Here is a 26,310-nt window from a genome sequence, read left to right as displayed (position 1 = left end):
ACAAGGAGCCTATATACTAAAGTATCTACGACTCCTTGTTTTATGTTAATTAAATGTTAACTCTACTTCTTTTTCTTGAGCTGGATATCCAGTGTTTTTTGCTTGTATATATCCTTCTTTTACTTTAAATCTTTTTTTAGTATCTTTTTTAAATTCCTCTTTAAAGGTTATTATTACAGTTTTTTCATCATCTAATAATTTTATATTACATTCATCATAAGTTAAATCTTTTCCATCTATTTCATAGTATATAGATGTTTCTGCACTAGATTTTGTTACCTTTTCATCGAATACCACTTTTATTTCTTTTAATCCTGAAGCTTCTATTTTTGAAACTCCTATAAATCCTTGTTTTACCTCTTCTTTATCTGTTTTATCTTCTACAATCTTGTTATCTTCTTTATTCTTGTCTTCTCCATCTTTATTGCCATCTGTAACTTGTTCCTTGTTATTCTCTTTTATTTTGTCCTCATCTTCTTTTAAGTCCTCTTTAGAATCCTCTACTCCTAAATTTAAGATTTGAGCTTTACCCATAAGTTCACTTTCAATAAAGGCATCTATGGAAGCTCCTCCACCAACTATTGTAACTTTCACATCCTTTGTCATATTATCTTTTATATATTCATTGGCAAGTTTTCTATTTTCAGTATTTGTTCCAAGACCATTTAAAACTAAAGGTGCTCCATCCTTTCCTGCTACAGCAGAGGCTACCAATGCATCCGCAAATTTATATTTGCTATCATCTCCACCTGCTGCTACATATATATTAGAAAAATTTAAATCCTCTTTATAATAATCTAGAACTTTTAGGTTAGTTTCAAATCTATCTTGTCCCTTAGCAATTCTCTCTGCATTTACAGTTTGTAAAACTCTATAGGGAAGAACTCCTTCTCCTCCTACAGCTTTTACTTCAAGATTTGATGCAATATTTTTTACTACCTTTGGCATTTCTTCTTTATTAGCAAAAATTACAGGTTGTCCTTTAGTTGCAGCTATTGATGCTACTGATAGTGCATCTGCATAACCTTGTGCACTTACTAATATTGCACCTTTAGCACCTGTTTTTTCTATAACTCTTTTAGCCACTTCTGCATTGGTGCCATATCTTCCATCCTTTGCATTTCCTGCTATTCTTTCCACTGCATAAGTTTTAGCTAATTCTTCTTGTAAAGTTTTAGTTACAACACCTTCTCCACCTATTATATAAACCTTCTTAGTTCCTAATTTGCTTAAAGTTTCTAATAGATCTACAGAAGGCTTTTTAGAAGCATCTGTAAGTAAAATAGGTGCTTTTAATATTTTAGCAAGGGGCGCTGCACTTACTGCATCTGCATAGCCAAGCCCATTAACTAATATTACATTCCCAGTTTGTCCAAAGCTTTGTTTTGCTACGTTTTGAGCTGTAATAAATCTATTGGCTCCTGACATTCTAACAACTTCTGCCTTTGCTCCTACTTTTGAAATTCCTGTTATTGATGGTGCAAATATAAAGCTAGTTATTAAAATAGATATAATTGCTTTTTTACTATTTTTCATAATTTTTCCTCCTGAATATAAGTAAATTCTGTTAATAAGTATATCATTATATGTAAAAATAATAAAGAGGCTATAAATAGCCCCTTATATGTTTATTCTTCTATTTCCAATGTATCTTTAAAACTTTGCACAGTAATCATATACTCATTTACTGCTTTTTCTTCTTCTATTTTCTTTTTTTCAAAATCCAATTCTTTTGAGTCCAATTCAACTTTGTCTTCCAATCCTTGTTCAAATCTATATTTTGTTTCTTCATATTTCATTTTTGAGTGTTGTAAATTAGCTTTTGCTACATCTACCGCTTCTTCTTTACTCTTTAGATTATAATAAGCTGACCAAAAATTCACTCTTAAATTTAATTTATAGTCTTCTATGGAGTTTTCCATATCCTTTATTCTAATATCTGTATTAGTGGATTCTACCTCTGTGTTTCTTCCATATTTCTCATAAATACGTCTTTCCTCTTTCAAAAACTCTAATTGTTCTTTCATTTTATATAGTCCAAAATTTTTCTCAACACTGTCATTTATGATTTTATCTATATTTTCTGGATTATACAATTTAAATTCCTTATTGGCATATTCTAAGTTTAGCTTAATATTTTTACTTTGATCTAATCCTAAATACTGTTTTATCTTTAAAAGCGATTCCTGCTCTTGAAGCTTTGGAAAATTAAGAGAGGATTTTAATTGAGTTTTTTGCACTTTTAAAGGCTCTATAGAAGTAGGACTTGTCTTTCCTGCATCTATGTATCTTTGCATTTTTTCTATTTGCATATCCAAATTTTTTAAAGTTTCTTCTGTATTTTTTATGTCTCTTCTACTATTTAAGACATTTAAATAGCTTCTTTCTAATTCTCTTTTTATTTCTTTTATCTTATCTTCTCTATCTTTTCTAGCAGATTTTACATTTAAAGCTGATTGTTTAAAATTTAGTAACTGTTGTTTTCTAAAAGATACATTATTATAATTTATAGAAATATCTCTATCATTGTCTATACTCTGAGATAAAGTTAAATCTCTATCGTAAAGTCTGTTTAAAAGTTTTTCTTTACCCTCCATAAGTTTTAATTCCATATTGTCTTTTTCGACCTTTTCCATAACTTCATTTATATTTAATTTTAATTCTTCTTCATTTTCTTTTCCAATTATAGTTATAATCTTAGTTTCTTCTTTATTCTCTATTTCCCGGGAATTATTTTCAGCATTTTCCATAGCAAAAACTCCTGTAGAGGAACTTGTACATAAAAATGCTGTCAAAGCTAAAGCTATTATCTTTCTTTTTTCCATCTTTATCCCCCTTATTGATAAAATACCTTCGTTGAATCTGTTCCTTGAGAAGAAGCAAATTCTAATTTAAGTTTAGCAATATAAGCTTCTCTTTCTGCTTTTTTATAGTCCATGCTATTTTCTATAAACTCTGCGTTTTTTCTATTAAAATCTAATCTACTTAACATTCCTAAACTATATCTTTTGTATGCTTCATTGTATTCTTTTTTTGCTTGTTTATAGCCTTCTTCTAAATTTTTTAATCTTACAAGTTTTATTTCAAAATCATTGTATAGTAAATTTATTTCCATTTTTATGTCTAATTTTTTAAGTTCTAATTCATCTTCCGCATTTTCTATTTTTTGCTCTGCAAGCTTTCTCTCCCTATGATGTTCATCAGAAAAAACTCCCTTTGCTGCACCACCTTCAAATCTTCTTACTAATATATTTTCTTTGCCATTTTTTATTTCAATTCTATTTTCCAAAGCTTCTTTTATATACTCATCTTGAGATTTTAACGTGGATTTATCTAAAGTAAGATCTTTTTTATAGTTAGAATATTTTTTATCTAGTGGCTGTCCTAATAACTTATTAAATTCCATATTATATTTTTGAAATTCCCTTTCTACTTTTGAGAATTCGCCTTTTTCTTTCAAATATTCAGCTTGTTTACCTGTATATTCTGTTTTTGAAATAGCACCATTTTTATAAGATATCTCAGCTTTTTTATATTCATCTTCTGCATTTTTATATTTATCTTCTGCAAGTTTTAGTTTATCCATTTCCATTAAAAATTTTTCATATCCTTCATAAACTTTTTGCCTTACAGAATTTTTATCTACTTCTAATGCATTCTTATTTTGAAATATCTCAAACTCAGATAAGGCAATTAAATTATTAGAGGATTGAAGTATTTGGAAAAGTTCATAATCATCTGTTATTGGCGCTCCATAAATTCTTTGGTACCCTTCATATTCCCTTTGTTCCTCATCTGTTCTCTCACTTTTATTTTGAAGTTTTTTAAATCGTTCATTTTCTTCTAATCGTCTATCCAATGAATTTGATGCATTTATATTATCTTGAAATCCATTTTCTAAAATTTCTATGGTGCTTTTTCTATTTTTAACTTCTATAGAATTTTCTACAGCTTTTTCCACTAAAACATCTATATCAAGAACTTGTCCTTGATTATTTTCTTCAGCTCTTACTATGTTGCTTTGCGTTTTTTGAAAAAAACATATAGTAGAAATAATTAAGAGGCTTAATATAATTTTTCTTTTCATGTATTTTCCTCCTCTTTATTCATATCTTAGAGCATCAATTGGATTTAACTCTGCAGCTTGATTTGCTGGATAAAATCCAAAGAATATGCCCACTGCTGAAGAAAATCCAAAAGCTGTTAATATAACCTTTAAAGATACTACAATTTGTATATTTATAAGGCCTCCAGCAAATTTTCCTACTAATATACCAAGTACAGTTCCAATAGTTCCACCAATTAGACAAAGTATTATAGATTCCATTAAAAATTGTAACCTTATATCCCGAGTTTTGGCTCCTATAGCCTTTCTTATACCTATTTCTCTAGTTCTTTCAGTAACGGAAACAAGCATTATATTCATAACACCTATTCCTCCAACTAAAAGAGAAATTGCCGCTATTGCTCCTAAAACCGTAGTTATTACCCCTAATACTTTATTTATACTTTCTAATTCTTTAAATCCTTTTTCTGCTGTATATTTATCTCTATTTTTATGTTTGTTTTCAATAAGCCTTACCATTTTATTAGATATTTGATCCGCATTGTTCATATCAGATAACATAACAGAAATTCCACTTATATCCGTATCCCTTAACAATCTATCTGCTATAGTTACTGGCATTATTATAAAGCCTGGCATATTACCTCCAAAAGTGTCCCCTACACTTGCCCTTGGATCTTCATAAACCCCTATTATATTTAAATCTATATTTCTATCTCCAATATTTAATTTTACTTTTTCTCCTACTACGTCTTCTCTTTTAAACAATTCTTTAGCCGTAGTATTGTCTATTGTTACAACATTTTTTCTTCCTTCAACATCATTTTCATTTAAGAATCTTCCCTTTATTATTTTTAAATTATAAACCTTCAGAGAATCTTCGTTAGTTGCTATTATACTTGCTTGTTTATATTTATTCTCCACTTTAACTTTACCAAATCCACTAAGTTCAGGTGTGGCATATTGCACCTCTGGTATTTTATTTTTTAGAAGTTTAATATCATCTAAAGTAAAATAATCTCTTTTTTCTATAGTTATATCTGGAGCTGAACTCATCTTAATATTTATAAGATTAGTTCCTATATTTTCAAACTCTCCTGTTATAAATTCCTTAGTCCCGTCCCCTATGGAAACTATAGTAATTACAGAGGATATACCAATAATTATTCCTAACATGGTAAGAAAAGATCTTAATTTATTTGACCTTACACTCTGCAAGGCAGACTGAAAACTTTCTAATATATTCATATTTTCTGCCTCCCAACTATTATTCTTTCGCTTTCACTTATTAGCTTATCAGAAATTATATTTCCATCTTTAAAAACCACTGCTCTTTTAGTATGCATGGCCACATCATCCTCGTGGGTAACCATAACAATTGTAACTCCTTCGTTGTTTAACTCTTGAAAAATACCCATAATTTCAACTGTAGATTTACTATCTAAGTTCCCAGTAGGTTCATCTGCTAAAAGTATAGAAGGGTCATTTACTAAAGCTCTTGCTATAGCAACTCTTTGTTTTTGTCCTCCAGATAATTCTGTAGGTTTGTGGTATATTCTATCCTTAAGTCCCACTCTTTCTAATGCTTTTTGTGCTCTAATTTTTCTTTCTTCTTTGGGTACTCCTGCATACATCATAGGCAATTCTACATTAGCTATAGAAGTAAGTTTTGGAAGTAAATTAAAGGCTTGAAATACAAATCCTATTTTCTTATTTCTTATTTCAGCTAATTCATTGCTATCTAGTGAGGAAATATCCACACCGTCTAAATAATATTTTCCAGATGTTATACTATCTAAACAACCTAATATATTCATCATAGTGGATTTTCCAGATCCTGAAGCACCCATTATAGCTACAAATTCTCTCTCATCAATGGCCAAATTTATTTTATTTAGTGCTTTTAACTTAATGGCTCCTGTATCATAGACTTTTTCAATATCTTCAAGTTTTATAATCACTTTTTCACCCCCTGCTATTCAACTGCAAGCTTTATCTTTTCTCCATCTTTTAAATTTTCTGGAGGATTTACAACATACTTTTCTCCTTCTTTTAATCCACTTAAAATTTCTACGTCATATTCTGTTTCTAATCCTGTTTTTACTTCTTTTTTCTTTACTACATTGCCATTATCCACTACATAAATATACTTTTTACCACCCTTTTTATCCTGTCTTATGGCATCAAAACCTATAGCTAAAGAACCATTTTTTTCCTTTAATATAATTTCTAAATCCGCTTCATAACCTGCTTTCACCTTATTATCAGGCTTGTCTATGTTTACCTTTATATTCAATTTATTTTCTTCATTCATACTTGCTCCTGATTGAGCCATTTTCTTTTCTGCTACTTCTCCTACTTCTTCTATTTTTCCTTTATATTCTTTTTCTACACCTTTAAGCTTTATATTTACCTTTTGTCCTTTTTTAATATCAACAGCATCGTATTGATTTATATCTGCAGTAACTTTATATTTTGAAACATCATCTATAATTATCATATCTCCATTTGCAGGATTTTGACCTTCTTTTGCATCCATTCTAACTATTTTTCCACTAACATTTGCCTTTATATGACAATCTTCTATTTTATCCTTTATAGATTTTATGTCTGATTGAATCATTGCAATTTGATTTCTTTGGGCTGTTATTTTATTATTTGTAGATATATCTATTGCTGATAAACTATTTTCTGCATTTTTAAGTGCAGCTTCTGCATTTTTAACCCCATTTTCAGCTTCCCTAGTAGCTTTTACAGATGCATCGTATTCATTTTGAGAAATATATCCTCCTTCAAACAATTTCTTATTTTGTGATAGTTTTTTTGATAAATCCTCATATGTATTTTTGGCATTATCTAAACTAAGTTTTGCTTGTACTAAAGAATTTGATGCTGTTTTCTTTTGATTTTCTACCTCTGCTCCTTGAAGTTGCGCTAGTGTATCATTTGCATTTTTTAAATTTAATTCTGCTTTTTCTAGTTGAATTTGTAAATCTTTAGAATCTAATTCAACTAATATATCATCTTTTTTAACCATTTGTCCTTCTTTAAAGTTTACTTTAACAACTTTTAAAGATGGATTCAAAACTATATCATTTCTATAATTAGCCTCTACATTTCCTGTAGCTGTAGCAACTTTACTTAAATTCTTTTTAGATACACTATCCACAGTTACCTGTGTTAGATTATCTTTTTTACCTCTTATTGTTGAAAATGCTATTAACAATACAACTATACCTATTGTTCCAAATATTAAAGCTTTTTTATTTAGTTTAAATTTTTTCTTCATAATTTACACTTCGTCCCCCTTATCATTTTCCTCAATTAATTTAATAAAAAGTTTGGTGGCATCAATCAAAGTATTTAAATCGTCCTCTGTAGCTTTACATAAGATTTCCTTAAATACTTCAACATGCTGTTTTATTATTTTTTTTTCTTCTTCACAAGCTTTTTCTGTAAGATAAAGGAAAGTCCTTCTTTTATCAGTTGCATCCTTTTCCTTTCTTACTAACTCTTTTTCTAAAAGCTTATCCACAACTGTGGATATAGTACTATTAGGTATTCCTAATCTTTCTCTTATATCCGTTAAAGTTGTAGGCTTACTTATATCTAATTGATTTAATATAATTACAGGATATGGGCTTATTTTTTTCACATCTAACTTAGCACTTAAACGTCTATTTATAAGTTTAGAAAGATTTGTTATGTCCTTTAGTAATTCAAAAAGCTTTTTGTCATCCATATGTATCCCTTCTTTATTATGTATTTTATTTATATTAAACAGCAATTGTTTCATATATGAAATAATTTTACCATAGCTTATTAAAATATTCTATAAGTTTACATTAATTCAATCTTAATAATTTTTTAAAAAAATATACTGCTGACAAATATATTTATCAGCAGTATTTAAATGCTACTCTCTAGCCTTTATACTATCATTTTAAATTCTTCTTTAAATCTATTTTCATACTCTAATTTTAAATCTTCTCTAAAATCAGGATGAGCTATTTTAATAAGCTCACGAGCCCTATCCCTTAAATTTTTACCTCTAAGTCTTGCAATACCGTATTCAGTAACTACATAATCCACTTCATTTCTTGTAGTAGTTACTGCTGCTCCCTTATCTAACAAAGGAACTATTTTAGATATTTTTCCATTGCCTACAGTTGAAGGTATTGCTATTATAGATCTTCCATTTTTACTAAGAGCTGTCCCTCTTATAAAATCTATTTGTCCACCAACTCCGCTTATTTGTGTAAAACCTATGGTTTCTGCATCTATTTGTCCCATAAGATCTATTTGAATGCAAGAATTTATAGAAACCATGTTGTCATTTTTACTGATAACTACAGGATCATTAACATAATCCACAGGATACATTCTTACCATAGGATTATTATCCACAAAGTTATATAATTTTTTTGTGCCCATTAAGAAACTAACAATTATCTTGCCTTTATGCAAAGTCTTTTTCTTATTATTTATTACTCCTGCTTCTACTAATTCCACAACTCCATCAGAAATCATCTCTGAGTGTATGCCTAAGTCTTTTTTATCCTTTAAAAATAAAAGTACAGCATCTGGAATTGCACCTATGCCTAATTGTAAAACATCACCATCATTTATAAGAGAAGCACAGTTTTCTCCTATAGCTCTTTCTATTTTCCCTATTTTAGGAGGTTTTAGTTCTATTATATCTTGAGAATTTTCAACTATATAGTCTATATCACTAACATGTATAAAATTATCCCCTAAAGTTCTTGGCATTCTATCGTTTACCTCAGCAATAACAAGTTTTGCACACTCAGAAGCAGGCTTTATATAGTCAGAAGAAACTCCAAAACTACAAAATCCATGTTCATCTGGAGGAGTTACCTGTATTAAGGCTGCATCTAGTTTAATATAGTTTTCTTTAAAAAGTCTTGGTATTTTTGAAAAAAAACAAGGAATATAATCCGCTCTTCCATCTTTTACAGCGTCTCTAGTGCCACCCCCCACAAAAAGAGAATTATAACTAAAATGCTTTTCCATACCCTTTTTAGCATATTCACTTTTGCCTAAAGCTATCATTTGGTAAAGCTTTAAATTTCTAAAGTTTTCTTTGTTTTCAACTAAAGCTTTCATTAAAAGTCTTGGTTCACTGGCAGCGTGCCCTACTGCTACATGATTTTCAGATTTTAACTTTAAAATAGCTTCCTTTGGTGATACTACCTTACTTTTATAAATTTCTTCCCAATCCATTCCAATTCCCCCTATTTAATTGTTAAATTTTAATCAATTAATGATTAAACTATACCTATTCTCATCACACTTCCTTTCTATTACTTAAAAATACATGCTTATACTATATATTTTATACCATTTTCCTAATAAAATCCAGAATATTCATGTTATTTTTTTAACATTTATTCATATATTATTATACATAAATAAAATAAAAAAAGACACTATTACTGTGCCTTTTTTCATTTTATTGCTTTAATCTGCTTTATAACTTCATCATGTTCTTCTACTTCAGATGTTAATCTTGTAGCTTTTCCCTGTATGTCCGCTACCATATGCATCATTTTATCTTGCTCTGCTCTAGTCACCATAATATTCTCTTCCAATGCCCTTTGAATTACAAAGATTTCATCTTGTCTTTTTTCTATGGATATTAACCTTTTATCCATACCGTCCTGTCTTTTTTCTATAGATACTAGTTTTTGATCCATGCTATCCTGTCTTTTTTCTATAGATGTTAACTTTTGATCCATACCGTCTTGTCTTCTATCCATACCATCTAGTTTTTCTAATATTATCTGAAACATTTCTTTTATTTCTTTATCCAAAAATTTCACCACCCGAAATTTAGTAATAATATTATATCATCTAAATATATGTACCTCAACTGGATATATATTGCTAAATAAAATTCGCAATATAAAAAAATTACGAAGTAATTTTTTTAACAGAGGACATAGGACAATTGACATAGGACAATGAAGGAAGATTTTCCTCCGCTTTGCTACAGAAAATCTTTAATTTTATAATATAATTGAAAATTGAAAGTTGAAAATTGAAAATGATAGATATTTTTTCTTCATTGTCATTACGAAAAAATTTTAATTTTATGAAACTTGATGAGATTTAAGATAAATTAATATTTATATAATAATTTATTTTAATTACTTGCTATTAATCTAGCGACTGTGTCGCAAGCCGATAGGCTGCCGTTGATTAATGAATAATGAACAGGGAACAATGAATAATTATTGAGGATTTTTTTCACTTTGTTACAAAAAATCTTTGATTATATGAACTTTTATATGAGCTAAAGCGATGTTTAGCAAAGCTTAAACGAGCCATCAATAAAAATTTCAAAGGTTTAGCTTTAGCTAAACCTAAAGATCTTATAAAATTAAAAACTTTTCGTAATGTTAATGGAGAAAAGTTGTCAATCATTTTCCACTTTCCATTCTCCATTTTCAATTATAACTAATAAGATTAAAGATTTTCTGACGTAAGGAAGAAAATCATCCTTCATTGTCCTCTGTCCTCTGTCAATTGTCCTCTGTAAAAATTTTGCGTCACAAAATTTTTATATTGTAACCAATTAGCAGCTTATAGAATATAATATTTATGTACAATGTTTATAGGAGGATACTATTGTTCTGTTATACTTTAGCCACAAATTTAAATTGCGTTTTTAATGAATTACTACTATGGACAGATATATCCAGTGAACACCCAATATTTATAGAAACGGTAGCTAAACTTACTGATAAAAAATTGCCTAAAAAATTATTAGATGGACTTAAAAAAGTGAATTCTGATTTTTCAAAGCTTAACAAAAAAACAGAAGATCTTAAAAAGAGATGTTTTTCTCATGGTCCTGCTAATCCTTATGTGATAATGGAAATTAAAAAAATTATCCATGAGTTTTTCCAATACGATATGTACTTTTTAAATCTTCTATGTAATATTATGGAGTACGGAAAAGAAGATAAAGTTTGGCAAACACTTCTGCATCATATACACCATGAGCAAAAGTTTATGTACCAATTATTCACACAGTTGTATAGACAACTTTAATAAACTTATAGAAAAGGAGCTGCTGCACTAATAATAAACATTGCAATATATTGTGCTAATTTTAAATTTGCAAATCAACATATTGTATGTAAATTCCTTAGTGCAACAGCTCCTTTATTATATTTTATTTACTCATAGAAGGTACAACTACTAATGTTTGATCTTTATAAACAGTTAGTATTTCACCTTTTTTAACTTTACCACTTAATTTACCATTAATAGAAAGTTGTCCATCAATTAAAGCTTTTACTTTTACAAGCTTATTTTTATTATCTATTTCTATAACTTCAGATGTAGGGTATATTGTAACACTAGAAAAGCAAGTTGTTCCATCTGCTAATGTAATTTTTAATTTATATGGTTTTTCTTCTAAATCACCTTTGTAGTCCATAGTAACAGTATTACCATTAACATTATTTGTAGATTCTAAAAGTTTATCTTTATCAAATAAATCAACTTTTTTAATATCTACTTTTTTGTTTAATTTTATATTAAACATTATATTATTTGATATTTTTAATTTTATATTTGCAAACTCTTTTTTAAGTAAACTTGAATCATATGGATGAATAGCTGATGGGTATTCTTCCATATCCCATATATGCCTATTTCCTTTAATATTTTGACTTATTTCATCATCTGTTAAGTTATAATAGTCATAGGCAATTCTATTTGGCAAATCTGAAACCTGTTCATCCCACGTAACATCCACATGATACCATTTATTATCTATATACACCATATTCCAAGCATGATTCATAGGTATACTCTCTACAATTATACTTTTAATTCCTACCTTTTGTAACATTTTAAGCATTAATAGCGAATATCCTTGGCAAACTGCTTTCCCTTTTGCTAGTGCTGAATAGGCACTGTGCTCTTGTAGGGATGTATCATATTGGACATTTCTTACTATATAGTCATGTATAGCCTTTTCTTTTGCATAATCATTCATATCATCAGTTATTATTTCAGATAATATACTTTCAACTTTTCTGTCTACATATTCTTCCTGGTTCTTTGTAGTCAAATACTGAAAATCAAATTTAATGATTATATCACCATAATATCCTGATACTTTAATGTTGTATTCTTTTATTGAATATTTTAGATAATGATCTTCATCTAGTGTTTTTTCTATAATATCTTTTATTTTATGAATATCAACATTATTTCCATTATAGCAGTCCATCCCCCTATAATTTATCACTATACTAGGTTCTCTATTTTCCATTGAAGTTTTTAATAAAGATTTAAGTTGTTGTAATGATGATGCTTTCTTAGAATTTTCAATAGCAAAATTAAAATTGCTGTTTTGATTATCTAAAGAATTATATAAGTTATTAACTACGGAAATATTTTTATTAACATACTGTTTATTGTTAGCATCCATAGCATAGCAAGTGTTTAAGGATAAAGTTAAGAAAACAATAGTTAAAAATCCTCTAAATAACTTTTTCATACTAATCTGACCCCTCCCGAAAATCACTTGAAATATATTCCTATATTTACTATATATCATGTCAGTTAATAAAAAAAGTTTTATTTATCTATTTTTCTATATATTTCACATTATCTAAATTGGATTTATTAATACCTAGTTTTTCTAATGTATTTTTATTTATATATATTTCTGTTTTACTTGGCATTTTTATTGGCATTTTAGAAATATCTTCTCCTTTTAATACTGCTACTGCCATTTTACCTGCTTCATAACCTAATTGATAGTAATCAATGCCCACTGTTCCCAACGCTCCTGATTCTACACTTCCCTTTTCTGCTGCAATTATAGGTATTTTAGCATCTAGTGTATGTTTTACTATTATAGGCATAGATGATACTACTAATTGATCTGTTGGCACATATAAAACGTCTATTTTGTTTACTAAATTAACTATGGCATTATTTACTTCATTAGTACTAGTTACCCCTGTTGTAATAATTTCATAATCCTTTGCAACCTTTTTTAATTCATTTAATTGTACTTCTGAATTAACTTCGCTGGTGTTGTATATAAATCCTATTTTCTTTGCTTTTGGTACAAGATCCTTTAATAATTTCAACTGATTTTCCACAGGTAGATAATCTAAAGTTCCTGATACATTTTTCCCTGGTTTTTCTAAAGAATCAGCAAGTCCTGCTTCTATTGGATCAGTAACTGCACTAATTATTATAGGGGTTTCTTTTGTTGCATTAAATACACTTTGAGCTGCTGGTGTTCCTATGGCAAAAACCAAATCCTTTTTATCCGAAACAAATTTTTGAGCTATGCTTTGTGATACCCCTATATCTCCTTGAGCATTTTTATAATCTATTTTTATATTATCTCCGTCTTTATATCCTGCTTCTTCTAGTGCTTTTATAAATCCTTCTCTATTATCATCTAAGGCTACATATTCTACTATTTGATTTATTCCTATATTTAAAACTTTGTCTTTTTTTGTAGTATTTCCACAAGCTGTTAGGGTTAAAATGCTGACTGTTAATAATATTATTGTTATTAATTTTTTCATAATAAACATCTCCTTATAATTTATATTCTTATATAAAAAAGCCACATATTACCTATGTGGCTTTTAAAAATATAAATTTATATCTAAAAAACGAATAAGCCACATAGATTATCTATGTGGCTTTCTATACATATTACAGAAAAACTTGTCCTAGCCAACACAGATACAAACCATTCAATTGCACTAACTTTGCATGAATTGGGGGGTTTGTATCCATGTTAAATTAAAAGATACAAACCCTATCTAAATTGGCTATTAAAGACTACATTAACTTTTAGAGCTAATAGTTTTTCCATAATTATTTCCTCCCAAGAATTTTATAAATATTGTAGATTAGTATATCATCCTAACTAGACTGTGTCAAGTGATATTTAATTTATTTGTCTACTATAAGATGTGCCATACTCTTATCTGCATTAATAAATACTTCTATCATATTACCTTCTTTATTATTTGATATTCTCTGTATTAAATCAGAATATCCTATTATTGAAGTCAATGGAGTTTTTAATTGATGAGTTGCATTGTTAAAAAATCTATACTGCTTTTCCTTTTCTTCTTTTAATGTCTTTATATATACTTCTAGGTTTTCAGACATTTCGTTAAAGGTTTCTCCTAACTCATATAGTTCATCATTGGTGTCTATTTCTATTTTCTTATCAAATATACCATTTTTTAAATTATAGGAAGCTTTTTTTAGTTTTATTATAGGAGATAAAATTTCTTTTGATAATATATTATTTAATATCAAGCTTAATGCTGTTAAACTTATTATTACTAAAAACACGCTATATATTGTCTTTTTTACTACTAACATATCTTCCTCTAAATCGTATATGTATCTTATACATCCTATAGATTCATCTCCTGAATAAATAGGACTAGAAAACAAAATATATCTCTTTTGAAAATTTTTATATATTTTATAACACTTATTTCCGTTTACTGCTGCAACAACATCTTCATTATAATTTATACCTTCACTATCTTCTGATTCCCCTAATAAATCTAAATTATTATTATATATTTGAGTTGTACATTTTAAATTATTGGCTATATATTGTGCTATAAAAGGTCCCATATTTTTTATCACATCATTAGGTTTAAAATCACTTTCTCTTTTTATGTAATCCATTACATAAATTTGACTATTGTAACTCTCGCTTTTTAAATATTCCACAGACTTCTTAATTAAATTTAAATATAATATTTTTATTGTAGCTATATATATTACAATTATCATAGGTATTAATATTATGGTGTTCATTAATATTATTTTATTTCTTATACTAATCCTCATTACTATCTACCTCAAACTTATACCCTACTCCATATACCGTTTGAATATATGCCTTATAATTTCCCATTTTATCTCTCAATCTAGTTATTAAAATATCCACTGCTCTAGAATTTCCATAAAAATCATATCCCCATACTTTTTCCAATAACTCTTCTCTAGTAAAAACTCTACCATAGTTTTTCATCATAAGTGATAACATATTAAATTCCTTATAAGTAAGTCTAATTTCTGCATTTTCAATAAATACTTTTCTCTCATTTTTTAATACTTTTATATTAGCATGTTGTAAAACGTTATGGTCTAAATCTATTTCATACTTCTGACTTATCTTGTATCTATTTATTCTCCTATATATAGTCCTTATTCTTAATACAAGCTCTCTATTGTCAAAAGGTTTGGTAATATAGTCTTCTGCTCCTAATTGCAAACCTAATAATTTACTATTCATTTGATTTTTGGCTGTCAAAAATATAATTGGTTTACTTGCATCTATATTTTGTAACTCTTTTAAAACTTCATATCCATCTAAGTCCGGAAGCATTATATCTAATAAAACTAAATCAGGCTCTTCTTTTTTAAAAATACTTATAGCATCCTTCCCATTTAATGCTTCTAATACTTTATAGCCCTCTAAAGCTAAATTTATTCTTATGAGATTTATTATACTTTTTTCATCATCTACAACCAGTATCTTCATATAATCCCTCCAATTCGACATAATAATAATTATATTTTATCACATTTAGTATAATTACTGTAGAGACTATTAATCTTGTGAATTGTTGTATAAAAAATCAATCCTAAAATAGATTAGTTTTCTATGAGATAAATAAGGGGTACTGTTAGATTTTGTTCAAAAATTATTTATATACTACCATCATAGGTAATATATTCATATATTACCTACAATCTCATAATGATTCTAATGTATGTTTATTTTATAATATGTTTATGCAAATCAATCCTCCCTCATGGATTGATTTTAAAAATGTATTATTAATAACATCTATTGATTTATTATAATGATATTTAAATATTCTTGACCATTTAAATATATTATTATAATAAATCACAAAAAAGATAGTCAAAATGACTATCTTTTTTGTGCCATATCTTATTTTTTTCTACATTTACACGTTTGTTGAATGTTTCTGTTGTATTAATATTAAACTTATTTCCATTTGCATCCCTTAATTCTATATGTGAAAAATTATCTCCACTTACTATAGATTTATTAAAAGTTATATTTATAGGTTTTGTAAATCCTACCATCAATTTTTACTTTATATAGTTTATAATCATCAGATCCCATTAGCATAATATATCCAGCAATTATCTTCAGCAACTAAACCTTTATTTATTATTTCATTTTCTAATTTATCTAAGCTTATCTTTACAACATTACTTCTTTGAGATCTTTTTTTCTATTTTTAATTTAGACATAACTTCATCATAGCTGTAATCTTTTTTTACAGAGCCTACAAATACTTTTTCTTTTTTAGCATTTTCCTTTATTTTTAGTTCTACATTATCTATTGATACCTTATATTCTTCAACCTTAGGTGTCTGTAGTTTTACTAATACAACTGTAGTAAAAGGTATTCCCTTACCAACCTCTACAGTATACTTTGGCAATGCATCTGTATTATTTGTTTTATTATCTGCACTACTATTATTACTTTTATCATTATTATCATTTGAAGAAGTTTTACTGCTCTCTGATTTCTTATTATCAGATTTAATAGGCTCACTATAAGGTAAATTTAACTTTAAATCTCCTGTAATTTTATTTTCTCCATTAACTAAATCCTTAGATATTTCTAAAACATGTCCAGAATTTTGGCCTTTTAAATATCCTTGAGGAAGCTTTATAATAAGCATATCCTTAATATCATCATTCATAAGCATTTCTGTCCCTTTAGGAAGCTCTTTATTATCTAATTTAAAATTTTTTATATTACCTAAATTACTATCTTTTTTTCTTCTATCTAAGGGTGATGTAAATTTTACAAATAGATAATCTGCATTTTGATCATCATCTTTTGGATCTTTTTCTTGAATTATTTGATCCATGTCCACATCTGCAAAAGCGTATCTTACAGAAAACTTAACATTTTTCTTCTCTTCTTTTTTTGTATCTGCTACAACACTTTTGCTGCCTTTCTTTCCTACAAACTGAGTGGAAAAAACTATTCCTCCTGCCATAACTATTGCTAACAATAAAGCTAATTTCTTTTTCATATACATTTACCTCACTTCTTTATTTAATTCATATTTTTGAGATTTTACGTTTTAATGCTTATTGATATATATCAATACCATGTCCTAACTTTTCTACTATTAAATTATATTACTATTAACTGTATAATTCAAATTATACAGTTAAAATTTTTCATGTAGTATAATTTTATATACTTTTTCAGTAAAATAAAAAATAGAGACTATTAGATAATATATAATTTATCCAATAGTCTTTTAGATATAAATTATTTATTTTTTGATGGGTCAATTTTATGTATTAAAAGTGGATCCGTTTTAATTTAATTATAAGTCATCACTTTAAACTAGTAGCCTTTAGCACAAAGATAATCGTACCGAAGAAGAAAATGAGCTAATACGTCTCCGTAAGGAAAATAAACAATTATTGATGGAAAATGATATTTTAAAGCAAGCAGCGCTGATAATGGCACGAAAATAGAATTGAAAAAGCAAAATATATTAGCATCAAGAAGAAAAATAAGACAAATTATGGACAAATATAGATTAGTTTCTAATTACACTGTAAAGCAGTTTAAGGTTCATAAGTCAAGCTGTAACAATGATGAAGTAGAAAATATAGTAAATAGAGAATTTGATAATAGAAGTGATTTGGAGATAGTAGTAAGTGATCTTACATATGTTAATGTAAATAGAAAGTGGCATTATATATGCTTATTAATCAACCTCTTTAATAGAGAAATAGTAGGATATTCAGCAGGTCCTAATAAAGATGCAGAACTTGTGTATGAAGCCTTTTTAAACTCTAAAATAAATTTAACTAAGATAAAGGTATTCCATACTGATAGAGGAAATGAATAAAAAAGTGTTGACAATCCAAAATACCTATTTTCATGTATAAGGAAAAACCCTGAACCCCACTTAAATCAAAGAGTTCAGAGCCTTCTTATACGCCTAAATTAGTCTTCATTCATATAATGAGTATCATTATGCATACTGATAGGTTTTATAAGCTTATTATTTACTAAGGTTTTCTAATGATTTTGTTACTGGATATATTTTTTAATATCATCCAAACTCTTATATTCAAAAATTTCGTCAATCATAAGCTCTAAGGTTACTAAATCCAATTTAGATATAGCCTCTTTTACTTCCTCTGGCATAGTTCCAAATTTTTTGGTTAGTAATCTTATAGTTGTTTCTATTTTTTCTTCTCTTCTTCCTTTTAATTCGCCTTCTTTTATCCCTTTTTCATAGGGCTCTCTGTATAGTGATGACTGCATTAATATCTCCTCCTTTACATACTTTTCATACTTGCTTTCTTTGTAAAGTTTTTTTATGCACTCCACTGTTAGAAAATAATAATCTTTATCTTCTAATTTTTCTACTTCCTCTAAACATTCTTCTATATGCTTTTCCTCATCTATTTCATCATGCTTCATAAATACCCTAAGTGGATACAGTACAACTTTTCCTTCTTTTAGTATTTCACTTTTATCTATCTCATATGCTTTAATCACCTTATAATTATATTTCAAAATATCTAAATCTTGAACTGTGCTCTCAAAGCTTCCTTGAATATTCTTTACATTCTCTGGTTTCTTTAATACTACAAGCACTTGATATATTGGCAAGTCATTATGCCATTTTATATAAGTATAATATTTAAGCATTCTTTTTAGCATTTCTGTATTACTTTTATATGCAGATTCAAATTCTATGTGAAGAATAAAACTCTCTTCATTTATATTAACTTTTGCTAAAAAATCCATTTCTATCATATCAGGTATAGATAGCTTTGCATGTTCAAGAGATATTTCATCAGCTTCTTTTACAACTGGTAAAACGAACTCAGCAATTCCTCTATAATCCTTTTTCCCTAATACTCTAATCGTTTCATCATAGGTTTGTGGCCTTGTTTCATAAGACATTTGTATACACCACCTCCACTTTAATACCATTATACCACAAACCCACCTTATTCAATAATCTTTTTACTCATTTTTCAAAGGCTCTGATATCGCAAGGACCCCCGGGGGTCATGAACATAATACAGCATATCTTCCACCACTTATGGTTTGTAACTCACCTTGAAGTTCTAAATTAAGAAGTATGTTAATTATTTTATCTTTATCTATTTTTACTACATTTATTATTTCATCTATTGTTAAACTTTTATTTTTTAATAAATTTAATATTTTACTTTCTAAATCACTATGTATATTTTGTTCATTTTTTATGTTTTTAATAATATCTTTATTTTTTTCTTTCATGCCTTCAATAAGTAATTGATTAGGTTCTAAATATATTTGTGCTCCTTCTTTTATCAATTTATTTGTACCTGTAAATCCTTTTAAGTATTTATTATTAGGTGGTGCTAAAACAACTTTATTTTGCTTTTTTGCATATTTTGAAGTTATAAGAGATCCACTTTTCTCTCCAGCTTCCACCACCAATACTTTTTCTGAAAGGAAACTTATTAATTTATTTCTTTTAGGAAAATTATTTTTTTCAGGTCTAGTTCCTGAAGAATATTCAGATAAAACTACACCATTTTCTATAATTTTTTTCATTAATTCACTATGTTCTTTTGGATAACATATATCTACTCCACATCCTAAAACAGCTACTGTGTAACCACCATTTTTCAAACAAGCGGTATGTGCATATCCATCTATTCCTTTAGCCATACCACTTATAACTGTTATACCTCGTTTTGCTAAGTATGAAGCAGATTCTATTGCTATATCTTTACCATATTCACTACATCTTCTCGCCCCTACTATAGCAACTCCCTTTAAATTTTTATTAAGATTTCCCTTATAATATAACAATATAGGAGCATCTTTAGTTAAATTATAGATTATCTCAGGATTTTTATAATAATTTAATAACCTTCTTGATAATACTGGTCCAAGTCCCTTTATTGTAGTTAACCAAATATAAAACACTAAGTTTTCCATTTATACCACCATCATTTTACTTTGTTCTTTTTCCAAATCTCTACATAATAGTGCTTTAACTATGTGATGCTTTCTTATATTAATTTCACCCTCTAAATCTGCAAAGGTTCTTGCAACTCTCAAAAATTTATAATAGGAACGAGCACTAAAATTAAATTTATCATATGCAGTTCCTAAAAGTTTAGTACTTTCACTATCCAATGTACAAAATTCCTTTATAAGTGCAGTTGGCATTTGCGAGTTAGAATTTATTTTGTCACAATTTTTAAATCTTTCATTTTGTATTTTTCTAGCATTCTCCACTATGTCTTTTAATTCTTTAGAACTTCTTCCTTTTTTATAATTAGATAAATCTTTGAAATTAACGGAATTTACATACTTTTGTATATCTATTCTGTCTAGGACAGGTCCTGATATTTTGCTTCTATATTTTAAAACTTCATAATCAGTACAATGACATTTTTCATCTCCATAATAGCCACACGGACAAGGGTTCATTGCGGCTACTAACATAAAATTAGCTGGATAGCATTGAGAATATTTTACTCTTGCAATACTAATAACTTTGTCTTCTAATGGCTGTCTTAATGATTCTAAAGTTAATCTTTTAAATTATGTTCACCTGCAGCAGCTGCTACTACAAAATTAATTACTGTGTCTTGTCCCTGTACATCTTTGAAGTCTAAATAATTCTTAGTTTGATTTTTATTTTCATCAGCAATAATTTCAAAATTATATGTATCTCCATTTTGCATAAAATTAATTACCTGCTCTAAATTTTCAAAGGGAAATATATTAACTCCACCTACAAGTTTTGCTTCTTTATAATTATCCTTTGGTAATATTATGTTTTTAATTCCTGCTTTTTTAGCTTCTATTGCCATAGGAAGAACTCCTGTTACAGGTCTTAATTCTCCATTTAAAGACAGTTCTCCTATAAACGCAAAGTTATTTATTTCTTCAAATATTATTTGATTACTCTGCAAAAGTATTCCTATAGCCATACCTAAGTCAAAATGGGAACCACTTTTTTTCATGTCACAGGGTGCTAAGTTTATAACTATTTTCATTTTAGGAAATTCATATCTATTATGCTTTATAGAAGCTTCTAATCTTTCTTTTGATTCTTTTATAGATGCATCTCCCAATCCTACAATGGAAACGGAGGGCTTACCATATATTGTGTCTGTTTCTATTTTTACAACATATGCATCTATTCCTTTAATTGCAAAGCTATTTATTACTGATGCCAATTATTTCACCTCTTTTAACATTTTTATTTTTATATATTCTTCTATAAATTCTTTATATAATTCTCTTTTATTTTCTTCTTTAAAATAATTTAATACCCTATCTGATTTAATTAATTTCTCTTTTTCTTGTCCTATATACATTTTATAACTACTCCATTTATAGTCTTCTGGCTTTTCAACCATATTTGCTTTTACTGGATTTAAATGAATATATCTACTAGTTTCTAAAAGTTGTGAATCCTTTTCTATTAGCTCTGAAAAATATCTTTTTTCATATAAATGTCCACAATAATTGTATTTTTCATTAAAATACTTTGCATATATGCTATTTATTCTAGACATTAAAAATTTTATATGTCTATCTTTGCTCTTTAGTAAAAGATGTACATGATTATCCATAAGGCAATAACAAATTAGTTCAAACTGACCTTTAAAATGTTCTAAAGAATTTTCAATAATTGTAATATAAACTTGAAAATCTTCTTCATCTCTAAAAATATCATTCCTTCTGTTTCCTCTACTTGTTATATGATATTCTGAGTTTGGAAACCATTCTCTTTTTTTATACATAGCAATCTCCTTTATAGGTTTATTTAATTTATTAAATTATTGCCTTAAAAATATATATTTAAACATGTTTTTCATATTAATATAAAAAAAGACCCTTGAATAAAAAATATTATTCAAGGATCTTTGTTATGCTTATTTAGTTTTTTAAGTCAGCAGTTTGATCTATTACTGAATCTATCTTACCTTCTATTTTATCTAATCTATCATTTATTTTATTTTGACCATCTACTAATTGATTAAGTAACACTAGGATTTTATTTTCCAAAATAACAACTCCTTATAATCTCTTTATTTTATTACATACTTATATTTTAGCATTCATATATTCTAGTTTCAACTTAAAGCTTCACTAATTGGTTATTTAACGCAAAAAAGACTAATCCCCAAATAGATTAGTCTTCTATGAAATGTATTTAGTTTTTCAGCCAGTGATGTGTTCTGACTATTTTATGATGTTTTTGAGAATTTGATGTGATTTGGTTTGAAAGGTTTCCGTTCATTTATTTGAATTTGAGAAGGATAGATTTTTCTATCCCTCTCTTGTTTTTGTTTACAATTTGTTCATGACCCCCGGGGGTCCTTGCGAAAGGACCTGACTAGGGACTGAGCTTGCTTATAAAAAGAAATAAAGACCATTGGATAGAGCATTCCCATTAATACTTTATCCAATAGCCTTTAATATGATATGTCTTATTTAGTTTTCAGCCAGTGATGTGACCTGACTATTTTATGAATTTGGGTTTGAAAGGTTTCCGTTCATTTATTTAAATTTGAGAAGGATAACCAGAGGTTACCCCTCTCATAATTTTTGTTTATGTTATCTACTCATTACTGAGTTATTAATAATTCTTATTTGCCTTCTTCTTGTGCTGTTTCTGCTTGTTCTGCTTGTACTTCTGCATAAGTTTTTGGAACTGTTAAAGTGTCTTTTAATTCAATTTCACTAACATATTTTATACCTTTTACTACATATGTTGCAACAACTTTATTTGGTAGGTCAGCAGTAGTTACTTCATCGCCTTGAAGTGGATATTCTCCACGTACCCATGCCCATTTGTCATGTTTTTCGCTTCTGCCTAAGTTAAATGGTGATGTTATCTTTTCAAGTTCTTTTTCTTTTTTATTTAACTTTTCTGGTTGTAGTATATTTGTTGCTAATAATTTTTTACCATTATATAGTTCTATTTTCAATGATTCAACATCAGCACTTTTGATACCAGCACCATAAGTTAAGTTTACAATAACAGAGCCTAATGGATTAACATCTTCATTATCACCATTTACTGTTTTTGCAGTTGCTGTTGCTTTACCTTTTAATGCTTCAATTGTTACATTCACTAATAGATTGTCAACTTCTTCACCTGCTACTTTACTTATAACTAATGTAGCTTTACCTTGTTTTACAGCTGTTGCTTTTCCATCTTTAACAACTGTAACAACATCAGTATTGTCTGAAGATTTTACTACTACATCTTCAGTTTCAGCTAATGCTTTTCCATCTTTTAAGAAAGCTGCTTTTAGTTCATCATTTATTTCTCCATCAGCAATCTCTATGTTGATATTACTAGTTTTTTGTTCTATTACTGGGTTTTTAGTTGTATCTACAACTTTGAAACTATCTTTGAATACTTCAATTGTTCCTACTTTAACTGATACTGTATAAGTTTCATCTGCATCAAATTTAGAAGCTTCTATTTTTCCTGCCTTTACATCTTTTAATTCTGTAACTGCGTTACCATCTTTATCTGTTACTGTCATTTTTGCATCTGTAACTGCATCACCAGTTTTAACTCCATCAGCATCTACTGGGAATACTGATAATGTCATTTCATTATTTTCATTCTTTTCATCAGTATTCTTATCTAATTCAGCTTTGAAACCTTCAACAACATAGTTGTCAACGATTCCAGCTTTAGTTACTTCTACTTCTAATGTTGTTTTTACTTTTTCACTAACAGCAATTTCAATTACAGCTTTTCCTGATTTAGTTTTATCAGCAGGTTTAACTCCTAATGTTCCTACGCCTTTAGTTAAACTTAATTCATTAGATACTGTTACTAGGTCAGATCCTGAAGTAACTTTTACTGTTACCTTGTCAGTACCTTCAAACACATTATCATATTGGTCTTTTACAGTTACTTTTACTTCTTCTGGAGTATTTACTTGATTTGAAATTGAAATTTCATTTTTATCAAGTTCAACAGCTGCTGCTTTAGCATCTGCTACTACTTTAATTTCTATTGTTTTAGTTATATCTCCAACAGTAATTCTTACTGGAACTGAGCCTTCTTTTAATGGAGTAATGCCACCATTAGTTCTATCTACTAATACTATTGTCTTATCTAATGATTCATAGCTAACAACAGGGTTATCTATTTTCTTACCAAATTGATCTTTAACTAATACATGAACTTTTTGTCCTTCTGCACCTTTTTGTAATACTAGGTTTTGTTTGTAATCATCAGCATCAAAATTTGCATTTTTAGCTACTGTATAATCAGATATTTCAGCAGGTTTAGCTGCTTCAGCTTTTACAGTAATTCTATTTGATTTTATTTTATTTCCATCTTTATCTGTATATACTACGTATACAAATGCTGTTTCTTTATCAGCTAATGTGATTTTTCCATCTTTATCTATTTTATCACTTGCTGTTGATTCAAATGTAACATCAGTAGTTGCTGTAATATCTAAGCCGTTAGCATCTAATACCTTATATTCAATTGCTGTAGCTTCTGTTGGTACTACTTGAACAGTTTTAGCTTCTATTTTAGCTACATCACCAATTACAAAGTCAAATTCTTTTTCAGCACCAGCTGCAACTACTTTATAAGTATTTTTTGTTGCTAATGCATCATAGAATGATATTTCTGCTGATTTCTTATCTTCAGCTAACTTAACTTCTTTAACGTATTGTTTTTCTGAAGTTTTTACATTTGTTACTACTACATCAGCTTTTGCTAACTCTTCAACTTCTTTGTTGAATACTACTTTTACAGTAGTAGGATTAATAGCACAAAATTACCTATTTCTATGTATAACAAAAAGCCCTGAACCCCACTTAAATCAAAGGTTCAGAGCCTTCTTATACCCCTAAATTAGTCCTCATTCATATAATGAGTATCATTATGCATACTGATAGGTTTTATAAGCTTATTATTCATAAAGGTTTTCTAATAAATAATACCAGGGAGCCCACTCGTGCCCCCCATCTTTGGCAATAATACCACCTTAGGCCTTCATTCCAAAGTATATTTGTATTATTTTATCCGAAGTAGCTCCAATAATTTATTCTCTCTTTCTCTCATTCTATTTACAGCATCTCTTGAATTCATTTCTAATGGTTTTATATCTTTTATAGCTTTCTCTAGCCTTTCAACCGTTTCTGATTTTGATATTTTAAATTCTTTTGTAAAAGAATCAACTGACATAAAATCACCTTTAATCACAAGTATTAGTAAATAAGCATTTCTATTGAAGTGTCTTTTCAACATCCTTAATACTCTCATATGAGAGGGCTTCATCCATAATTCTATCTAGAGTTTCAGAGTCTAATGACTCTATCCTTTTTCTTAATTCTGGTGGGATAACACCAAATCTTTTGGTTAAAAGTTTTATAACCATTTTAGCTTCGCCTTCTATTTTTCCCTTTTCATAAGGCTCTCTGTATAGTGATGATTGCATTAGGATCTCCTCCTTTACAAACTTTTTATATTTACTCTTTTCATACAACTTTTTAACGCATTGAACTGTAAGAAAATAATAGTCTTTGTCTGGAAGTGATTCCACAGCTGTTAGACATTCCAAAATATGTTCTTCTTCACTCTCTCCATCATGCTTCATAAATACTCTTAAAGGATATAATACCACTTGCTTATCTTTTAGTACTTCATATTTATCAATTTCATATGCTTTAATTACTTTGTATTGGTACTGCATCACATCTAAATCTTGTACTGTGCTTTTAAAACTACCTTCTATATTTTTTACATTAGTTGGTTCTTTTAGTACCATAAGTACTTGATAAATTGGCAAGTCATTATGCCATTTTATATAAGTATAATATCTAAGCATTCTTTTCATCATTTCAGTGTTGCTTTTGTAAGCCGTTTCGAATTCTATATGAAGTATAAAACTTTCCGAGTTCATATTAACTCTTGTTAAAAAGTCCATCTCCCTCATGTCTGGAACTGATAGTTGTGTATGTTCTAAAGAAACCTCTTCCGCATCCTTTACTGAAGGTAGTATAAACTCTGCTATCCCTCTATAATCTTTCTTTTCTAAAATTTTAATCGTTTCATCATAAGTTTGTGGCCTTGTTTCATAAGACATTTGGATATACCACCTCCAT

At 28.2% G+C, this 26,310-nt stretch carries 26 protein-coding genes and 1 pseudogene; 3 read left to right on the top strand and 24 right to left on the bottom strand.

What is annotated here, in order from left to right:
• Positions 1 to 45: 45 nt before the first annotated feature.
• The 9 genes from CKV72_RS01840 to CKV72_RS01800 all read right to left on the bottom strand — a co-directional run bounded on the left by CKV72_RS01840 (position 46) and on the right by CKV72_RS01800 (position 9,900).
• Positions 46 to 1,536, bottom strand: coding sequence for a cell wall-binding repeat-containing protein (locus tag CKV72_RS01840; RefSeq protein ID WP_095177313.1), 1,491 nt, complete (start codon positions 1,534 to 1,536; stop codon positions 46 to 48).
• Between the two features lie 92 nt (positions 1,537 to 1,628).
• Entirely contained in the window at positions 1,629 to 2,825 is a 1,197-nt protein-coding gene (locus CKV72_RS01835; RefSeq protein WP_095177312.1) for a TolC family protein, read from the bottom strand.
• Positions 2,826 to 2,836: 11 nt separating this feature from the next.
• Positions 2,837 to 4,087: a TolC family protein gene (locus CKV72_RS01830; protein WP_089866786.1), complete on the bottom strand. Its 1,251-nt coding sequence runs from the start codon at positions 4,085 to 4,087 to the stop codon at positions 2,837 to 2,839.
• A gap of 15 nt (positions 4,088 to 4,102) precedes the next feature.
• Positions 4,103 to 5,314, bottom strand: coding sequence for an ABC transporter permease (locus CKV72_RS01825; protein ID WP_095177311.1), 1,212 nt, complete (start codon positions 5,312 to 5,314; stop codon positions 4,103 to 4,105).
• Positions 5,311 to 6,027, bottom strand: a complete 717-nt coding sequence (locus CKV72_RS01820) for an ABC transporter ATP-binding protein (protein WP_089866781.1) — start codon at positions 6,025 to 6,027, stop codon at positions 5,311 to 5,313. The genes CKV72_RS01825 and CKV72_RS01820 overlap by 4 nt, the downstream gene beginning before the upstream one ends.
• A 14-nt stretch (positions 6,028 to 6,041) precedes the next feature.
• Positions 6,042 to 7,355, bottom strand: a complete 1,314-nt coding sequence (locus CKV72_RS01815) for an efflux RND transporter periplasmic adaptor subunit (RefSeq protein WP_095177310.1) — start codon at positions 7,353 to 7,355, stop codon at positions 6,042 to 6,044.
• A 3-nt stretch (positions 7,356 to 7,358) separates the two neighbouring features.
• Positions 7,359 to 7,808: a MarR family winged helix-turn-helix transcriptional regulator gene (locus CKV72_RS01810; protein WP_096636146.1), complete on the bottom strand. Its 450-nt coding sequence runs from the start codon at positions 7,806 to 7,808 to the stop codon at positions 7,359 to 7,361.
• Between the two features lie 188 nt (positions 7,809 to 7,996).
• A complete protein-coding gene (locus tag CKV72_RS01805; RefSeq protein ID WP_089866773.1) occupies positions 7,997 to 9,310 on the bottom strand; it encodes an acetyl-CoA hydrolase/transferase family protein in 1,314 nt (437 codons plus the stop codon).
• A 224-nt stretch (positions 9,311 to 9,534) separates the two neighbouring features.
• Positions 9,535 to 9,900 carry a hypothetical protein gene (locus CKV72_RS01800; protein WP_095177308.1) on the bottom strand — a complete coding sequence of 122 codons (366 nt, stop codon included), beginning with the start codon at positions 9,898 to 9,900 and terminating at the stop codon, positions 9,535 to 9,537.
• Positions 9,901 to 10,717: 817 nt separating this feature from the next.
• Between CKV72_RS01800 and CKV72_RS01795 the strand changes: the two genes are divergently transcribed.
• Positions 10,718 to 11,143 (top strand): DUF2935 domain-containing protein, encoded by a 426-nt coding sequence (locus CKV72_RS01795; protein WP_157726517.1) that lies wholly within the window; start codon positions 10,718 to 10,720, stop codon positions 11,141 to 11,143.
• A 124-nt stretch (positions 11,144 to 11,267) separates the two neighbouring features.
• On the opposite strand, the gene CKV72_RS01790 is transcribed toward CKV72_RS01795, so the two are convergent.
• The 6 genes from CKV72_RS01790 to CKV72_RS01765 all read right to left on the bottom strand — a co-directional run bounded on the left by CKV72_RS01790 (position 11,268) and on the right by CKV72_RS01765 (position 17,197).
• Positions 11,268 to 12,605, bottom strand: coding sequence for a transglutaminase domain-containing protein (locus CKV72_RS01790; protein WP_157726516.1), 1,338 nt, complete (start codon positions 12,603 to 12,605; stop codon positions 11,268 to 11,270).
• Between the two features lie 88 nt (positions 12,606 to 12,693).
• The gene (locus tag CKV72_RS01785) at positions 12,694 to 13,656 is read right to left on the bottom strand and encodes an ABC transporter substrate-binding protein (RefSeq protein WP_095177307.1); all 963 of its coding nucleotides are present in this window, start codon (positions 13,654 to 13,656) and stop codon (positions 12,694 to 12,696) included.
• Between the two features lie 376 nt (positions 13,657 to 14,032).
• On the bottom strand, positions 14,033 to 14,956 hold the full coding sequence (locus CKV72_RS01780; protein ID WP_095177306.1) for a HAMP domain-containing protein: 924 nt from the start codon (positions 14,954 to 14,956) through the stop codon (positions 14,033 to 14,035).
• Positions 14,946 to 15,653 (bottom strand): response regulator transcription factor, encoded by a 708-nt coding sequence (locus tag CKV72_RS01775; protein ID WP_095177305.1) that lies wholly within the window; start codon positions 15,651 to 15,653, stop codon positions 14,946 to 14,948. The genes CKV72_RS01780 and CKV72_RS01775 overlap by 11 nt, the downstream gene beginning before the upstream one ends.
• Before the next feature lie 362 nt (positions 15,654 to 16,015).
• On the bottom strand, positions 16,016 to 16,231 hold the full coding sequence (locus CKV72_RS01770; RefSeq protein ID WP_207652118.1) for a hypothetical protein: 216 nt from the start codon (positions 16,229 to 16,231) through the stop codon (positions 16,016 to 16,018).
• A gap of 126 nt (positions 16,232 to 16,357) precedes the next feature.
• On the bottom strand, positions 16,358 to 17,197 hold the full coding sequence (locus tag CKV72_RS01765) for a hypothetical protein (RefSeq protein WP_096636469.1): 840 nt from the start codon (positions 17,195 to 17,197) through the stop codon (positions 16,358 to 16,360).
• A 340-nt stretch (positions 17,198 to 17,537) separates the two neighbouring features.
• Between CKV72_RS01765 and CKV72_RS01760 the strand changes: the two are divergent.
• Positions 17,538 to 18,031: pseudogene (locus tag CKV72_RS01760) on the top strand (transposase family protein); the annotation flags it as partial.
• 188 nt (positions 18,032 to 18,219) lie between these two features.
• On the opposite strand, the gene CKV72_RS01755 reads toward CKV72_RS01760, so the two are convergent.
• The 7 genes from CKV72_RS01755 to CKV72_RS01735 all read right to left on the bottom strand — a co-directional run bounded on the left by CKV72_RS01755 (position 18,220) and on the right by CKV72_RS01735 (position 24,071).
• Positions 18,220 to 19,104, bottom strand: a complete 885-nt coding sequence (locus CKV72_RS01755; protein WP_095177301.1) for a DUF4351 domain-containing protein — start codon at positions 19,102 to 19,104, stop codon at positions 18,220 to 18,222.
• Positions 19,105 to 19,212: 108 nt separating this feature from the next.
• Positions 19,213 to 20,136: a DNA-processing protein DprA gene (gene dprA, locus CKV72_RS01750; protein WP_095177300.1), complete on the bottom strand. Its 924-nt coding sequence runs from the start codon at positions 20,134 to 20,136 to the stop codon at positions 19,213 to 19,215.
• A complete protein-coding gene (locus CKV72_RS12340) occupies positions 20,137 to 20,691 on the bottom strand; it encodes a magnesium chelatase subunit ChlI family protein (protein ID WP_242955754.1) in 555 nt (184 codons plus the stop codon).
• Positions 20,692 to 20,735: 44 nt separating this feature from the next.
• On the bottom strand, positions 20,736 to 21,389 hold the full coding sequence (locus tag CKV72_RS12335) for a magnesium chelatase domain-containing protein (protein WP_242955732.1): 654 nt from the start codon (positions 21,387 to 21,389) through the stop codon (positions 20,736 to 20,738).
• Entirely contained in the window at positions 21,390 to 21,959 is a 570-nt protein-coding gene (locus CKV72_RS01740; RefSeq protein ID WP_095177299.1) for a transposase, read from the bottom strand.
• A 136-nt stretch (positions 21,960 to 22,095) separates the two neighbouring features.
• On the bottom strand, positions 22,096 to 22,224 hold the full coding sequence (locus CKV72_RS12485; protein ID WP_257453206.1) for a hypothetical protein: 129 nt from the start codon (positions 22,222 to 22,224) through the stop codon (positions 22,096 to 22,098).
• 584 nt (positions 22,225 to 22,808) lie between these two features.
• Complete coding sequence (locus tag CKV72_RS01735; protein WP_095177298.1) at positions 22,809 to 24,071, bottom strand: hypothetical protein; 1,263 nt, start codon at positions 24,069 to 24,071, stop codon at positions 22,809 to 22,811.
• A gap of 505 nt (positions 24,072 to 24,576) precedes the next feature.
• On the opposite strand from CKV72_RS01735, the gene CKV72_RS12480 reads away from it, so the two are divergent.
• Positions 24,577 to 24,711, top strand: coding sequence for a hypothetical protein (locus CKV72_RS12480; protein WP_276327140.1), 135 nt, complete (start codon positions 24,577 to 24,579; stop codon positions 24,709 to 24,711).
• A 508-nt stretch (positions 24,712 to 25,219) separates the two neighbouring features.
• On the opposite strand, the gene CKV72_RS01730 is transcribed toward CKV72_RS12480, so the two are convergent.
• Complete coding sequence (locus CKV72_RS01730; RefSeq protein ID WP_157726515.1) at positions 25,220 to 25,390, bottom strand: hypothetical protein; 171 nt, start codon at positions 25,388 to 25,390, stop codon at positions 25,220 to 25,222.
• 40 nt (positions 25,391 to 25,430) lie between these two features.
• Positions 25,431 to 26,291: a DUF4351 domain-containing protein gene (locus CKV72_RS01725; RefSeq protein WP_095177296.1), complete on the bottom strand. Its 861-nt coding sequence runs from the start codon at positions 26,289 to 26,291 to the stop codon at positions 25,431 to 25,433.
• Positions 26,292 to 26,310 lie beyond the last annotated feature (19 nt).

The organism is Clostridium cochlearium (assembly GCF_900187165.1).
In the GTDB taxonomy this organism is placed as follows: domain Bacteria; phylum Bacillota; class Clostridia; order Clostridiales; family Clostridiaceae; genus Clostridium_G; species Clostridium_G cochlearium.
The sequence above is the reverse complement of the archived record's forward strand: the minus strand, read 5'-3'. Positions and strand labels throughout refer to the sequence as shown.

Bases quoted from the DNA above. Each gene is read 5' to 3' on its own strand.
- CKV72_RS01805 (WP_089866773.1), bottom strand. From the start codon at position 9,310: ATGGATTGGGAAGAAATTTATAAAAGTAAGGTAGTATCACCAAAGGAA.
- CKV72_RS01765 (WP_096636469.1), bottom strand. From the start codon at position 17,197: ATGAAAAAGAAATTAGCTTTATTGTTAGCAATAGTTATGGCAGGAGGA.
- CKV72_RS01730 (WP_157726515.1), bottom strand. From the start codon at position 25,390: ATGTCAGTTGATTCTTTTACAAAAGAATTTAAAATATCAAAATCAGAA.
- CKV72_RS01815 (WP_095177310.1), bottom strand. From the start codon at position 7,355: ATGAAGAAAAAATTTAAACTAAATAAAAAAGCTTTAATATTTGGAACA.
- CKV72_RS01830 (WP_089866786.1), bottom strand. From the start codon at position 4,087: ATGAAAAGAAAAATTATATTAAGCCTCTTAATTATTTCTACTATATGT.
- CKV72_RS01840 (WP_095177313.1), bottom strand. From the start codon at position 1,536: ATGAAAAATAGTAAAAAAGCAATTATATCTATTTTAATAACTAGCTTT.
- dprA (WP_095177300.1), bottom strand. From the start codon at position 20,136: ATGGAAAACTTAGTGTTTTATATTTGGTTAACTACAATAAAGGGACTT.
- CKV72_RS01740 (WP_095177299.1), bottom strand. From the start codon at position 21,959: ATGTATAAAAAAAGAGAATGGTTTCCAAACTCAGAATATCATATAACA.
- CKV72_RS01785 (WP_095177307.1), bottom strand. From the start codon at position 13,656: ATGAAAAAATTAATAACAATAATATTATTAACAGTCAGCATTTTAACC.
- CKV72_RS01755 (WP_095177301.1), bottom strand. From the start codon at position 19,104: ATGTCTTATGAAACAAGGCCACAAACCTATGATGAAACGATTAGAGTA.
- CKV72_RS01725 (WP_095177296.1), bottom strand. From the start codon at position 26,291: ATGTCTTATGAAACAAGGCCACAAACTTATGATGAAACGATTAAAATT.
- CKV72_RS01790 (WP_157726516.1), bottom strand. From the start codon at position 12,605: ATGAAAAAGTTATTTAGAGGATTTTTAACTATTGTTTTCTTAACTTTA.
- CKV72_RS01810 (WP_096636146.1), bottom strand. From the start codon at position 7,808: ATGGATGACAAAAAGCTTTTTGAATTACTAAAGGACATAACAAATCTT.
- CKV72_RS01775 (WP_095177305.1), bottom strand. From the start codon at position 15,653: ATGAAGATACTGGTTGTAGATGATGAAAAAAGTATAATAAATCTCATA.
- CKV72_RS01780 (WP_095177306.1), bottom strand. From the start codon at position 14,956: ATGAGGATTAGTATAAGAAATAAAATAATATTAATGAACACCATAATA.
- CKV72_RS01835 (WP_095177312.1), bottom strand. From the start codon at position 2,825: ATGGAAAAAAGAAAGATAATAGCTTTAGCTTTGACAGCATTTTTATGT.
- CKV72_RS01825 (WP_095177311.1), bottom strand. From the start codon at position 5,314: ATGAATATATTAGAAAGTTTTCAGTCTGCCTTGCAGAGTGTAAGGTCA.